Annotated in this window: 14 protein-coding genes; all 14 read left to right on the top strand. The window is 36.0% G+C overall.

From position 1 onward, the window contains the following. Nucleotides 1-74 precede the first annotated feature (74 nt). The 14 genes from FG382_RS14640 (at nt 75) to FG382_RS14575 (ending at nt 14,409) form a co-directional block, all read left to right on the top strand. A complete protein-coding gene (locus tag FG382_RS14640) occupies nt 75-1,340 on the top strand; it encodes a hypothetical protein (protein ID WP_211356404.1) in 1,266 nt (421 codons plus the stop codon). Nucleotides 1,341-1,571: 231 nt separating this feature from the next. Next, nucleotides 1,572-2,018 (top strand): VanZ family protein, encoded by a 447-nt coding sequence (locus FG382_RS14635; RefSeq protein ID WP_142539630.1) that lies wholly within the window; start codon nt 1,572-1,574, stop codon nt 2,016-2,018. A 46-nt stretch (nt 2,019-2,064) separates the two neighbouring features. Continuing rightward, entirely contained in the window at nt 2,065-2,502 is a 438-nt protein-coding gene (locus FG382_RS14630; protein ID WP_142539629.1) for a VanZ family protein, read from the top strand. 388 nt (nt 2,503-2,890) lie between these two features. Continuing rightward, nucleotides 2,891-4,921, top strand: coding sequence for a sigma 54-interacting transcriptional regulator (locus tag FG382_RS14625; protein ID WP_142539628.1), 2,031 nt, complete (start codon nt 2,891-2,893; stop codon nt 4,919-4,921). 66 nt (nt 4,922-4,987) lie between these two features. Continuing rightward, nucleotides 4,988-5,851, top strand: a complete 864-nt coding sequence (locus tag FG382_RS14620; RefSeq protein WP_142539627.1) for a 3-hydroxyacyl-CoA dehydrogenase — start codon at nt 4,988-4,990, stop codon at nt 5,849-5,851. A gap of 1 nt (nt 5,852) precedes the next feature. Beyond that, a complete protein-coding gene (locus tag FG382_RS14615) occupies nt 5,853-6,632 on the top strand; it encodes an enoyl-CoA hydratase/isomerase family protein (protein ID WP_142539626.1) in 780 nt (259 codons plus the stop codon). 14 nt (nt 6,633-6,646) lie between these two features. Further along, on the top strand, nt 6,647-7,807 hold the full coding sequence (locus tag FG382_RS14610) for an acyl-CoA dehydrogenase family protein (protein WP_142539625.1): 1,161 nt from the start codon (nt 6,647-6,649) through the stop codon (nt 7,805-7,807). A 3-nt stretch (nt 7,808-7,810) separates the two neighbouring features. Then, nucleotides 7,811-9,001, top strand: a complete 1,191-nt coding sequence (locus FG382_RS14605) for a thiolase family protein (protein ID WP_142539624.1) — start codon at nt 7,811-7,813, stop codon at nt 8,999-9,001. Between the two features lie 177 nt (nt 9,002-9,178). Further along, entirely contained in the window at nt 9,179-10,519 is a 1,341-nt protein-coding gene (locus FG382_RS14600) for a hypothetical protein (RefSeq protein WP_142539623.1), read from the top strand. A gap of 163 nt (nt 10,520-10,682) precedes the next feature. Continuing rightward, a complete protein-coding gene (locus FG382_RS14595; RefSeq protein WP_142539622.1) occupies nt 10,683-11,084 on the top strand; it encodes an FAS1-like dehydratase domain-containing protein in 402 nt (133 codons plus the stop codon). A gap of 11 nt (nt 11,085-11,095) precedes the next feature. After that, complete coding sequence (locus FG382_RS14590) at nt 11,096-11,476, top strand: MaoC/PaaZ C-terminal domain-containing protein (protein WP_142539621.1); 381 nt, start codon at nt 11,096-11,098, stop codon at nt 11,474-11,476. 37 nt (nt 11,477-11,513) lie between these two features. Continuing rightward, nucleotides 11,514-12,290, top strand: coding sequence for an enoyl-CoA hydratase/isomerase family protein (locus tag FG382_RS14585; protein ID WP_170206532.1), 777 nt, complete (start codon nt 11,514-11,516; stop codon nt 12,288-12,290). A gap of 94 nt (nt 12,291-12,384) precedes the next feature. Further along, a complete protein-coding gene (gene fabG, locus FG382_RS14580; protein WP_142539619.1) occupies nt 12,385-13,125 on the top strand; it encodes a 3-oxoacyl-ACP reductase FabG in 741 nt (246 codons plus the stop codon). 108 nt (nt 13,126-13,233) lie between these two features. Beyond that, nucleotides 13,234-14,409, top strand: coding sequence for a TAXI family TRAP transporter solute-binding subunit (locus FG382_RS14575; RefSeq protein ID WP_142539618.1), 1,176 nt, complete (start codon nt 13,234-13,236; stop codon nt 14,407-14,409). The last annotated feature ends 62 nt before the right edge of the window (nt 14,410-14,471 follow it).

Genomic DNA, 14,471 nt, shown 5'->3' with positions numbered 1-14,471 from the left:
CTATCCTATTGTATACCTGGTATTATTCAAAGATTAAAAAGAAGGCAATTCATACAAAGAGCTTTCTGGATTCCTTGAACCCTAGAGAAGGATTAGAAGGAAATCTGGATATGATGTTAATAAAAATGCAAGATTTTGTTAACGCTAAAAATTATGCGTTTTATATATTCGATTCTTCCCAACAGATTTACGTGCTGAAAGCTGTAAGAAAATCGACACGTAATACAATTATCACCCCATCTTATAGCGGACTATTACCTTATGAAAAACAGAACATTCTATTTCCACCAATGTATCCTAAAGAATATTTCCCCTCTGAGGTTTCACTCATTACAGAGGGGGAAATTTCGATGGTATCCATACCTATTAGAAGTGAAATTGGGTTCGTTAATGTAGGACCAGTAAAGAAACTTCGTCAAAAAGAAACTAACGTTTTAAATGAATATAGTGAGATTTTAGCGACTCCTCTTAAAAAAATGGTGGAGGAATATGCAGCAAGTAAAAAGCAAAGTAGAACTGCTTTACAGACAAGGCAGACAAGCAATCGAAAAGAACGAATGCTTTTAGCTAAGAATTATGCTTTATATTATGGATATGGCAAAATGAAAGAGTTGTCTTCATTTGATCTAATTATCGTGGAACCGAAAGCGTATACAATTCCTCAATTTCAAGAACTTAAATATACTAATAAAGTTATTCTTACTTATTTAAGTTTATTAGAGGTTCATCCCACTGATTCTGTATTTCAGGATTTAACAAAAGAAGACCTCTTAATAGTGGATGGAGAGCCTTTGAAGAACAATGAATTTGGTACTTATTTAGTCAATTTAAAGTCAAAAAAATGGATGGAACATTTACTAAAAAATATACAACATCATCTGGAGGAAATAGAAGCGGATGGATTGTTTCTAGACACTATCGGAGATATAGAAAGTCAGGCTCTTCCACCAAATATGCAAAGCATACAACTGAAGGCAATTGTAAATTTTCTTCATATCTTAAAGATGCTTTATCCCAACCATTTACTAATCCAAAACAATGGATTAAATACAGTAGTCTTGGAAACGGCCCCTTATATAGATGGCATCTTTTGGGAAAATCCCCCCTTTACTATTGAAAAGAGTAAAGAGTGGACAGATCTAATAGTCCAACGATTATCTTTGCTTAAGAAAGAATTTCAAGTGAAGGTCTTTTTATTGCTAGAGGAAAAGATAGAAAAGGAACGAAAAGCGTATTCAATGGCAAAGGTTATCGCTAAAGATAAAGGCTTTCAATTATACAATGCACCTATGGATTATTTGGAGGTTCGCCCTTTGGTACAAGATATATCTCAAAATTAGAAAGGATTATTACTAGGAAAGCTAGGTTTCTTATAAAAGATGATGCTGGTTGTCAGTGCATCATCTTTTTTTTGTCGTGTTCTCGGGGGTTTTTCTCTCGTTAAGGATAATTTATCATTTTATTAGAATTTATTTTACAGAATAATGAATCTTTATAGATAGAAAAGAAAGTTATCTGATATAGTAAAAGTAGAGTTATTATATGGTTAATGATAGAAGAGAGAGTTAAATATGAATAAATTTATTTCTTGTACAGCAGTCTTATTATGGATGGCGTTAATTTTTTATTTTTCACACCAACCGGCCAATGAGTCGAATGAGCTGAGCATAGGAGTTACCGAGGTTATAGTTGCGGCGGTTGAAAAAGTAGCTCCTCATTCGGACTTTATTGTTGGAAACGTAAATCATTTCGTCCGTAAGAATGCTCATTTTTTTATCTTTTTAGTGCTAGGCGTACTTGTAATGCGTTCTTTGCGCTTAAGTGGAATAGATAGATATAAAGCGGGGGGACTGGCATTATTCATTTGCATATTGTATGCCATCTCGGATGAATTGCATCAGCTTTTTGTTTCCGGAAGAGGAGCACAAGTGAGGGATGTGCTAATAGATAGTGAGGGTGCATTCGTTGGAATTTTGGTTTATGTCGTGGTTTTGTTTCGAAATCGCGTAGATGGGTAGGCTATGGACAGGGACGGAAGCCAATGCGAGGAAAGGATGATTCCGTATGATATACCCTCTACTTACTATTTTGTGGAGTGCTTGGATTCTAATTGCGACAACTACTTCAGATGCCTATATCTTTTTGTATGACCAAGTTGTTCAATTTAGCTTTGAACCTTCTCCCAATTATCTGGATCTATTCATTACGAGTGATATTGAGCTATCAAGCCAATTTTATATCATACAAAAAACAGGTCATATGATGACGTTTGCGTTATTGTATACTTTATATTTTCGCTGGTGGAAGAGGGTGGGTCTTGCTCTTTTAGTAACAGGCACATTCGCAGTTTTTACGGAGATTCTTCAGCTCTATTTTAATCGAAACGGCAGATTGGTGGATGTTGGAATAGACTTTGTTGGGATTCTGGTTGCTTATTTTGTTAGTGTTTTGGCTGTGAGGCGAAGTGGACGGAGTAGGAAGATGTTTTTGGGTAGGGAATAGTTTTTTGTTTGTTATTATACAAAGTCCGTTCATCGAGAAGTTGATGAATGGGCTTTTTTTCTTTTTATAGAGTTTTATTGGTTGGGATAAGATTGCGCACGCATTGAAGTAGGCGAAGTCAAAATGATGAAAAAGAATTTCTAAATCCAACTGAGTGTTGCAAAAATGCAACGATAATTGCGATATAACTGCAAAAGAAAAATTTATTTATGATAATATATCAAAAAATATGTTTAAAATTAATTTTATTTGCACTATTGCAACAGTTGGAGAGTATGTATATAATGAAAAACATGAATTGATAAAATATTTAGAATTAATTTAATTTTCGGAAGACCGGAGTTTTATTCAAATGATTATAAGTATTTAACATAAAGGTGTGTAGTAAATGAGAGTTAACGAAATAACGATAAAGAATTCAATAAGATATTATGAAAACGATTTCATTGAAAAAGTTGCTGAGAAATTTCTAGATAGTCAAGAGGAAGGAGGACTTGTATTCAATGCTCGAGAAGAATTGACTGGGTACTTTACGTATAAAGACTTGTTAAGGGGGATTTTAGAAAACAAAGTCTTAAGTAGTGTAATTACATCCAGTTTTCATTTAATTAATGAAGATATGCTAATACAAAATATTGATTTTACAGATCATGAAATATTACCTGTAGTTGATGGGTTTAAAAGGATAATAGGTTTTGTAACAAAAAATGATTATTTAGAAGCACTTGCAAAACTGAATAAAACAGAAAGTAGCCGTTTGGACGCTATTTTTAATTCCACGCACAATGGAATTATTTCAATCAATTTAGAAGGGCTCATCACATCGATAAATGAGCAAGCGGAAAAAATGGCACTTACTACAAAAGAAATCGCAATAGGGAAATTTTTGAATGATGTAGTTTCTCCGAGTGGCTTGTTAAATGTCCTGCAAACGGGAAAAAGGGCCACAGAAAAGTATAGGGTGGGTAACCGGTTATACCTGACCCATCGTTCTCCTATTTATGAAAATAAAAAACTAGTCGGGGCGGTAGGTGTTTTTCAAGACATTTCTGAAATAGATTATTTTTCATATGAACTGGATTCGTTTAAACAATTAGTAAAAGACATGGAGACGATAATGGGTAACTCAAGTGATGGCATATGTATCACAGATCAAAAAGGAAATATCATTAAAAGTAATGAAAGTTTTAATACCTTATATTATAGAGATTTAAATGAAGAGAAGAAGAACGATACTTTCCATAAAATGATTAAAGAGGTAGTGGAAAAAGGAAAAACTTACAAATTCCAAGAAAATAATATGATTAATAATAATTCATTATCCATTTCCTTAATTCCTATTAAAGATTCACATAATGTCGTGGAAAGAGTAGTAGTAAATGTGAAAGATATGACTGAAATTTATAATTTGCAACGAAAAAATGATCAAACTCAGTTCCTCTTAAGTAACCTTAAAGACGAAAAAGGCGAAGAGGAATTCGTCGCTATCTCAAAAGAGTTGAAGAATATCGTTGCAAAGGTACATCAAATCGGCAAAGTAGATGTTCCTGTCTTGATTAGTGGTGAAACGGGGGTTGGAAAAGAGAAAGTTGCAAATTTTATTCATAAGTCAAGTCTTAGACAAGATAAACCTTTTGCCAAAGTGGACTGTTATAGGGGGACGTCCGATTTATTGGATAGGCAACTTTACGGCTACGTTAACACCGCAGACACTGAAGAAAACACTAACGGCAAGGCTGGAGTTTTTGAATTCGTGAATGGAGGAACAATCTTTTTGGATGGTATAGAGAGGTTGTCCATTCAATCACAAGATAGATTACTTGGTGTATTGCAAGAACAAGAAATCAAGAGAATTGGTTCTACAAAATCAATCAAAATTGACGTAAGAATCATAGCAGCAACAAATAAAAGTCTAGAAGATCTCATAAGAAAAGGAAAGTTTAGGGAAAAACTTTTTTATAAAATAAATGTTGTACCAATTTCAATACCCCCTTTACGCGAAAGAAAAGATGATATTCCTGAACTAGTCAAAGTCTATTCAAGCGTATTTTCAAGGAAATATAAAAAATCAATACAGTTTAATGATGAAGCTTTAAAAGTTATTATTTCAGCGGATTGGAAAGGGAATGTTCAGGAACTTATCAGTTATCTTGAACAGATTTTTGTAAAAGCACCAGAAGAAATTATAACATCTGAACAATTAGAAAGCATATTAAAAGAGGCGGAAGTATCAAGAATCAATCAGCAAAAACCAATTGTAGTAAATAGAATAATGCCTCTAAAAGAAGCTGTTAAAGAATTAGAAAGGGAGCTAATTGCCCAAGTAAGTCAGACGGAAGCCTCCTCCCGAAAAATAGCGGAAGTTCTAGAAGTAGATGCATCTACGATTATTAGGAAGATTAGAAGGTTAGAAAAGTAATAGATATTTTGTGATAGGAATTAATCAAAACAGTTAAAAACTAAATCTAAAATAGGGGGTTAAATTATGAAGCAAATTACGGTTGTTGGTGCTGGCGTTATGGGAAAAGGAATCGCATATACGAGTGCGGTATCTGGGTATAAAGTTTTCTTGAACGATCTAAATGATGAAAAGTTAGCGGAAGCTAAGACTGAGATTAATGCAATGCTTGATCTGAGTTTACAACATGGTTATTTGATAAAAGAGCGATATAAAGAAGCAAAAGAGAACCTTTTATATGAATCGGATTTAACTCTGGCAGCTAAAGATGCAGATTTAGTAATAGAAGCAGTTTTGGAAAAAATGGATTTAAAAATCAAAGTTTTTCGTGCGTTAGATAATATCTGCAAGCCTGAAGCCATCTTGGCAACAAATACATCGACAATGAGCCCTACTGAAATAGGTGCACAAACAAAAAGACCTAACCAAGTGGTTGCAATGCATTTCTTCAATCCAGTCCATAAAATGAAATTGGTTGAAATAATTAGGGGGTTAGAGACATCAGATGAAACGGTAGAATTCGTAAAAAGTATTGCTTTATCGATGAAAAAAGAATCTGTGGAAGTGAATGAATTCCCTGGTTTTGTTACCTCTAGAATGAATTGCTTGATTGGCAATGAAGCTATGAACATGTTGATGGAAGGTATAGCATCTGCTGAAGATATCGATAAAGCGATAAAATTAGGCCTTAATCACCCTATGGGTCCCTTAGAACTTGCCGATTTGGTAGGACTCGATACACGTTTACGAAATATGGAGTATTTGCATAATACATTAGGCGAAAAATACCGTCCTAGTCCACTGCTGGCCAAATATGTGAAAGCTGGAAAGTTCGGTAAGAAAAGCGGCAGCGGGTTTTATGAATATTCAACGGAGGGGGAGGGGCGTTGAAGTGAAAAACTATGAAAATATAATTGTAAGAAAAATGAACGGTATCATGTGGCTTACATTAAATCGTCCTGAAATGAGAAATGCACTAGATTCGCAAACACTTAATGAAATGGATTCTGCATTCACTGATGCGGAGTCAGATAAAGATGTAAGGGTAATCGTGATTCACGCTACTAGTGGGAAGGCGTTTGCTGCAGGGGCAGATATTAAACAGCTTCATGAACGCGAGGGACTTGAAATGCTTGCTCCTGGTATGCAAGGTTTATATTCCAAAATTGAAAGTTCTAGCAAAGTTACGATTGCTGCTGTGCAAGGTTATGCACTTGGTGGTGGCTGTGAATTGGCTCTTGCATGCGATATCAGAATTGCATCAAAGAATGCAAAGTTTGGACTACCAGAACTAAACTTAGGAATTATTCCTGGTGCAGGTGGCACGGTCCGTCTTGCGAAGCTTGTCGGTAAGGGAAGAGCGCTTGACATGATCTTGACCGGCAAAATAATTGATGGAGAAGAAGCGGAGCGAATAGGCTTAGTTACTTATATTACTGAAGAAGAAAGTTTTACTAAAACCATTGAAAAAGTTTCTTCAGACATAATGAAAAAAGGTCCGGTGGCAGTTCAACTAGTCAAACTTGCATTACATAAAGGTTTTGACTTGGATTCAGGATCAGCGATGTGGATTGAGAAATTATCCCAAGTGGTGGCGTTTAGTACAGAAGATAAAAAAGAAGGAACTTTAGCATTTTTGGAAAAAAGGGAAGCGAACTTTAGTAATAGATAGAGGGAGAGATAAATTTGGACTTTAATTTTTCAGAAGACGTAATTTTATTAAAGGATGCTATAAGAAAATTCGTACGAGAAGAAGTGGAACCACTCGCAATGGAGATAGAAGAAAAGGATGAAATTCCGGAAAAAATAGTTGCACTGTCAAAAGAAATGGGACTTTTTGGACTAAGTATACCTGAAGAATATGGTGGTCTTGGTCTTGATTTGGTTGGCAAATGTGCAATCTATGAAGAGATAGGAAAAACTCACAACGGTTTCACTACACTTATTGGAGCGCATACCGGCATTGGATCAGTTGGAATTGTGGAACTTGGGAACGAAGAACAAAAGAAAAAGTATTTACCAAAAATGGCTACAGGTGAATGGATTGGGGCCTTTGCTTTAACTGAGCCAAGTGCAGGGTCAAATGCAGCAAAATTAAAAACGACTGCTGTTAAAAAAGGCGATAAATATGTGATAAATGGATCTAAGCACTATATAACAAACGCTGTCGAAGGTCATGTATTTACTGTAATGGCTGTCACTGATAGCTCAAAAGGTGCTAAAGGAATCACTTCGTTCATTGTCGAGAAAGATACGCCTGGATTTATCGTTGGGGCTGTTGAGCAGAAAATGGGATTAAGAGGTTCTCACTCAGCTGAATTGTTTTTCGACAATATGGAAGTCCCAGTGGAAAATGTGTTAGGTGAAGTAGACCAGGGTTATATTAATGCGCTAAAAATTCTTGCAAATGGACGGGCGGGTTTAGCAGCTAGGAATCTTGGATCTTGTATCAGACTGTTGGAGCATTCGCTTCAATATGCTCATGAACGCGAACAATTCGATCAAAAAATCGTTGATATACAAGCTGTTCAACATATGCTTGCTGAAATGACTATGCAAATCGAAGTGTTAAAGTCAATAACGTACCGTGTTGCATGGATGGCAGATCAAAATATGAGGGTCGTAAAAGAAGCTTCAATTGCCAAGCTTTTTGGATCTGAAGTATATAACAAAGTAGCAGATCTTGCGTTGCAAATCCATGGTGGAATGGGTTATATGAAAGATTATCCGATAGAAAGATATTATCGTGATGCACGAATTACAAAAATTTATGAAGGTACTTCTGAGATTCAAAGAAATATAATCGCTAGTGAACTAAAACGCGGTTATAAAAATAAGGAGCAATGAAAAATGAGTGAATCCTTTATTGTTGAATCCGTAAGAACAGCAATTGGCAGGATGGGTGGCTCATTAAAAGATATTACGGTCGACCATTTGGCGGAAAAAGTTATACGTGAGTTAATGGAAAGAGTTAATACTGAAATCGAAGTGGATGAAGTGATCTTGGGTCAGGCAAAACAGAGCGCAGACACTTCAAATTTGGCTCGTTTAGCGGCACTTGGAGCAGACTTGCCAGTGACTGTCCCAGGTTATACCGTGCATCGTCAATGCGGATCTGGTTTACAGGCGATTAATAATGCAGACCAGCAAATCAAGCTTGGATTGTCTAGCGTAATAATTGCAGGTGGAGCGGAAAGTATGAGTACGGCGCCTTATTATATCCGAAAAGCACGTTATGGTTTTGGAGTTGGAAATGGATTATTATTGGATCCGAACACAGAAAGTCAACCATGTTCACAACCTAGTGAAAAGTATGGAAATCTAACAATGGGATATACAGCTGAAAATCTGGCTGAACAATATAAGATTTCAAGAGAAGAGCAGGATGAATTTGCAGTGAGAAGTCAATTACTGGCTGAGACTGCAATCATTGAAGGGCGTTTTAAAGACGAAATCGTTCCAATTGAAATAAAAGGGAAAAATAGTAGCACTTTGTTTGAAGTGGATGAACACCCACGGAAATCTACAAAAGAACAATTGGCAAAACTTCGACCTGTTTTTAAAGAAGGTGGGTCTGTTACTGCCGGGAATGCAAGTGGAAGAAATGATGGTGCATCAGTTGTTCTTATGATGTCAGAAGAAAAAATGAATGAATATAACTTACAACCAAAAGCGAAAATTATAGCTCAAGCTGTGAGTGGTGTTTCTCCAGAAATTATGGGTATTGGGCCAATTTCATCGACACAAAAAGCGTTAAAACAATGCAGTTTAACAATAGAAGACATTGACTTAATTGAGTTGAATGAGGCATTTGCTGCACAAGCATTGTCTGTCATCAAAGGAACAGGTATGCAAATTGAAAAAGTGAACGTAAATGGTGGAGCAATCGCACTTGGGCATCCAATCGGAGCCACTGGAGCGATACTAATGACAAAGTTACTTCATGAGATGTCCAGAAGAAAGTCAAAATACGGACTCGTAACATTATGTATTGGCGGAGGACAAGGAATTACAACAATTATCGAAAATCTTCAAAATTAAGATACTTAACATCTTGTTTATCCAAATGTGAAGGTTTTGCCATTTTAAAAAGTAGATATTCATTTAATCGAGTCAACTTTTAAAGGTGATCTACTTAAATTTCACATCATTTTACTATTTTTTTAGTTAAGTTGATAGGTCGACAACTGGGAGAATCCAGTAGAGAGAGGGTTTAAAATGTTACGTTTTACTCTCATCATGATTATGTGTTTCCTATACATGATAGACTCCTATAGTTCTTATAAAGTTATAAGCCTATTGTTTCTTCTTGTAACAGTCGCAGTTTATATCGTGGTAGTTTTAACGACAGAGAAAAAAATGCGAACGTTTACAATCGTTCTTATTATTACCGGAATGGTCATCCATTTAATAAATGGTAACCGTGGTTTAGAGTTATTCGAAGGGATTTCACAAAACCTGCCCTTGCTAGCGGTTTTAATATTAGCTCCTCTTATTTCAATACCATTGAAATGGGAAGGAATTATTGATCCAGTTGTAATGAGTTTTACGAGTAATATAGATGATGAACGTAAAAACTTTTACGGTGTAAGTTCCTTTATGCTCTTGATGGCACCAATCCTAAACATGGGTTCTTTACGCATGGTTCATGGTTTAGTCGAGAATATCGGGATTCAACCCAAAACATTGTCGAGTGCCTATTACACAGGTTTTACGTCTACTATCGTCTGGTCACCATTCTTTGCTTCTGTAGGTCTAATTATTTACTTACTAGATATTTCTTATATGTCCTACATTTTAGTAGGTGTATTGTTTGCATTCATTCAAGTCATCGTAGCAACATTATTACTTCGGCCAAATGCAGTTGCTTTAATAAAAACGAATCGTTTACCTGGAAAGGAAAATGCTGATAAATCTCATTACAAGTACATTTTTTATCTACTCATCTTTTTCTTAGGTCTTTTGCTTCTATTAATAGGAATGGAAGCGATACTGCAAAAACCAATGTTACTTTTAGTAAGCTTTATATGTATTATCGTTCCGTTAGTTTGGGTTTTACTAAGAAATAAATGGAGTGTTGTAAAAAACGAATGTATCACTTTTAAAAGTAATTTATTGCAAGGGTACAGGATGGAAATCACACTATTTTTAAGTGCAGGATTGTTTGGGAATGCAATTGCGGACACACCGTTAGTTAACGTATTGGGTGAAGTAATTGAATGGTCAATCCAGGAATCATTAGCAATACTTTTCCTGTTTGTTCTAATATTTGTCGTAACGATGTCGATGATAGGTGTACACCAGATTATTTCTATTCCAATGATTCTAACGACACTTATTGGGTCTGGAGTTGACTATAACCCGATTACTATTGCATTTATGTGCATATTTTCTTGGATGTTGTCTGCATCGATTAGTCCTATGAACGCATTGAATATAATAATTAGTCAAAATGTTAAAGCACACGGAATAACTGTTGCTTATAAATGGAATGGGATCTATTTTCTCGTTGTTACATGTATTGCATTCGTTTATATCTATATAATAGATTTCATTTGAGTCTTCAGTTGATTTTTATTGAGACTCATATCTTGTATATAAAAAACATGAGTCATTTAAAGGAATGTCTTTATTTTTTAAATTAAATAATCCGAATATTTCAAATTGGTGTTTTTTTTCTTGAAAAGATTTCATTAGACAGGTTATATGGAGGTGAAACTGAATGAGTGAAGTTATTGAAATAGGCACGACTTTTGATGAATTCATTTTTAAATTGGAACTCGGAAAAGTAAAAGAATTGATGGCGGCAATTGGTGATGATAATCCAGCATATATATCTGGAGAAATTCTACCCCCCACAATTCCAACAATCATCGATCTTTGGGGTGGGAAAACTCCATACGGACAATTGCTGGAATTAAACCTAGAAAAAGTACTGTATGGTGGGCAGAAATATGAATATTTGAAAAATATTAAAGTTGGCGATGAGATTACTGTTACAACCGAAGTTGCAGATATCCAAACAAAGAAAGGCATGGATTTTTATACTGTAAAAAGAGAGTATAAAAATCAACAAAAGGAAACTGCAATCATTGGCTACACAACAATTATTGAAAGACATTAAGGAGGGTGTAAATGTATATTGGATACGAATTTCCAACATTGGAAAAAGAGGAAATAACACATACTCAGCTCGTTCGTTATGCAGGTGCATCAGGTGATTTCAATCCTATTCATACAGTAGTTCCTTTTGCAGAAAAGGTAGGTTTAGGTGGTGTCATCGCCCATGGAATGCTAATTATGGGGTTTGTAGGCCAAGCAATTGGAACTTGGTTCCCAAAGAAGGAACTGCTAGAGTTTTCTGTCCGTTTCAAAGCGATGACTAGGCCTGGAGAACGCTTAATAATTACAGGGGAAATAATCGGTGAAGAAGATGACAGATGGGTATGTGTTGCTTATGCAAAAAATGGGGCAGAAGTGAAAGTGTCAGCTGAGTTTCATGTAGGAAAAGATTGAACTAATAAATGATAGCGTTCACAAAGGAGGAAATGCATTGGAATCGTGCATTAAATTTGAACTAACTAATAATGTTGCTATTTTATCTCTCAATAACCCTAAAGAACTGAATGCAATGACGCTCGAAATGCGGGAAAGATTACTAGAACTTTTACAAGAATGCGAGAAGTCACCGGAAGTGAAGGTCATTGTTTTAAAAGGAGAAAACGGTAATTTCTGTTCCGGTAGTAGCGTAAATGGAATGGGGAATCGAACCATTCTAGGAACTTTCAATCATATGAAATTGTTTAGTGGAGTTATATCAAAAATTTATAACATGGATAAAATCGTTATTTCCATGGTAGAAGGCTATGCAGTCGGTGCAGGATTTAGTTTAGCTTTAGCAGCAGACATTGTCTATGCTTCGGATGATGCTAAGTTTGGGCTTGCCTTCAACAAACTTGGGCTTATACCAGACTGTGGGTTAAATTATTTCCTTCCACAATTAGTTGGACCATATAAGGCTAAAGAATGGATTTTGAGTGGATCGATGATTTTGGTTGAAGAGGCAAAAGAAAATCGTATTGTGAATGAGATTATTTCCAAAGAGAAGCTACTTGCTACTGTAATTGAAAAAGCGGAACATATTGCTTCAGGGCCTTTCTACACGAATATATTCACGAAAGAAATCATCAATAAATCAAGTCAACGGACTTTGGAAGAAACATTGGAAGCAGAACGCTATGCACAAACAATCCTTCAGCAAACGGAGGATCACAAAGAAGGAATAAACGCTTTCCGCAATAAACAAAAACCTGTTTTTGTGGGGAGATAGGGAAGTTTATAAAATTATGAAAATCGTTAAGCAGCTTACCGGAAAGTAGTATTGATTAATTTTATCAAATTATTAGGAGAGTAGGTCTTCTTATATGAATCTGACAAATAAGATTGCAATTGTAACGGGAAGTGGACAAGGGATTGGCAGAGATACGGCATTGACCCTCGCAAAACATGGTGCAGATATAATGGTAGCCGATATGAACTTGGAGGCTGCGGAGAATGTTGTGCAAGAGATTGAAAAGCTGGGGAGAAAGGCGATTGCCTGCAAGGTAAATGTTAGTGACAAAGATGATGTGAACCGAATGGTTGATAAGACTATTGAAACATTTGGAGACTTGGACATCCTTGTTAACAATGCTGGAATTACCCGAGACGCGATGATGCACAAAATGTCCGAAGAACACTTCGATCAAGTCATTCAAGTGCACATGAAAGGGACGTTTTTATGTATGCAAGCCGCATCTTTGCATATGAGAAAACAAGGCAAAGGGAAAATTGTAAATATCTCCTCTATCTCCGGAAAGATAGGAAATATGGGACAAGTGAATTATGCAGGAGCAAAAGCTGGAATTGTAGCAATGACGAAAGTAGCTGCAAGAGAGTCTGCTAGATATCAAATAAATGTCAATGCAATTCAACCTGGTTTTATAGACTCTGAGATGACACGTGCTATGCCAGAGGATGTGCGACAAGCAAGAATCTTAGAAATTCCATTACAAAGACCGGGGCAACCTGAAGATGTTGCAAATGCAGTAGTTTTCCTATGCTCTGAATACTCAAATTATATTACTGGTACTATTATCGAGGTAGCCGGTGGACGTTCAATGTAGCGTTATCACACTATTGAATTCATGAAAGCATTCTGGACTAGAAATAATGAATAATACTATTGTTTGAGTGAATAAAACATATAAATTGAATCGAAGGAGTGGAATTCAATGTTCAAAAACAAAGTAGGAATGTTGCTACTACTAATTTTCACATTAATAATAGGAGCTTGTGGAAACTCAGCAGCTGGTGGTGAAGGAAGTACGAAAGGAGTCTCAACTGAAGCTGGATCAATAGAAGGTTTAGCTGATCAAATGGTTTGGAGTGTATATGATGTAGGTTCAGGTGGTTATATAGAATCTACTGCGATTGCAGATGGAATGGCCAAAAAGTATGGTACACAAATCCGTCTTTTACCGTCTTCCAGTGGTGTAGGAAGAATGCAACCAATGAAAAATGGTATGGCGGAAACCGGTCGCTTAGGGGATGAATACCAATTTGCATTTGAGGGTAATTATGAATTCGCTACTAAAGAATGGGGTCCACAAGATATGAGAGTCGTTTGGGCACCTTTCAGCTATCTTGGATTTGTTGGACTAGAAAAATCAGGTATTGAAACAATTGCAGATTTAAAGGGCAAGAAAGTACCTTATATCACCGGCAACATGTCAGTGAATCTAAAAGCGGAAGCCGCTTTAGCATTTGCAGATTTAACTTGGGATGACGTGGAGAAAATTGAATTGTCGAGTTATGGTGGTCAAGCCGATGCATTACAAAACGGACAAATTGATGTTATTTTCATGAATCCAACTGCATCTGTACTACTGGAATTAGAAAGTATGGACCCAATAAAATGGATTCAAATGGATGAGAATGATACGGAAGGTTGGGATCGTGTTCAGGAAATCGCTCCTTGGGTCGTTCCTAGCCCAATGGACAATGGTGCGGGCATGACAAAGGAAAATCCAGTAACACTTATGGGGTATGGTTATCCTGTAGTTTCATATGCAGACCAAAGTGCAGAGAGCATATATGCATATGTAAAGGCAATGGATGAAACATTTGATGATTGGGTAGGAGCTGCTGCGAATCTTCATAACTGGGGTAAAGATAGTATTCTTGTAGAACCTTTTGGAGTTCCAGTGCATGAAGGAACTATTAAGTTTTTGGAAGAGCAAGGATTATGGACGGAAGAGTATCAAAAGAAAAACGAGGCTTTAATTGAGCGTTCTAAGAAATTAAAAGAGGCATGGGATCAAACAATTGAAAAAGCAAAGAAAGAAAACATTAGCGAAAAAGATTTTCCGGAATATTGGATGAAAATGAAGGAAGAACTAGTTAAATAAATTAGAAATAACGCATCGAAAGTAAAACTTTGGTGCGTATTACTAAAAGAAAGTGGTGTAGA

It is taken from the genome of Psychrobacillus lasiicapitis, assembly GCF_006861795.1.
In the GTDB taxonomy this organism is placed as follows: Bacteria; Bacillota; Bacilli; order Bacillales_A; family Planococcaceae; genus Psychrobacillus; species Psychrobacillus lasiicapitis.
Note: the sequence above shows the minus strand (reverse complement) of the source record. Positions and strands in the feature narration are given on the sequence as shown.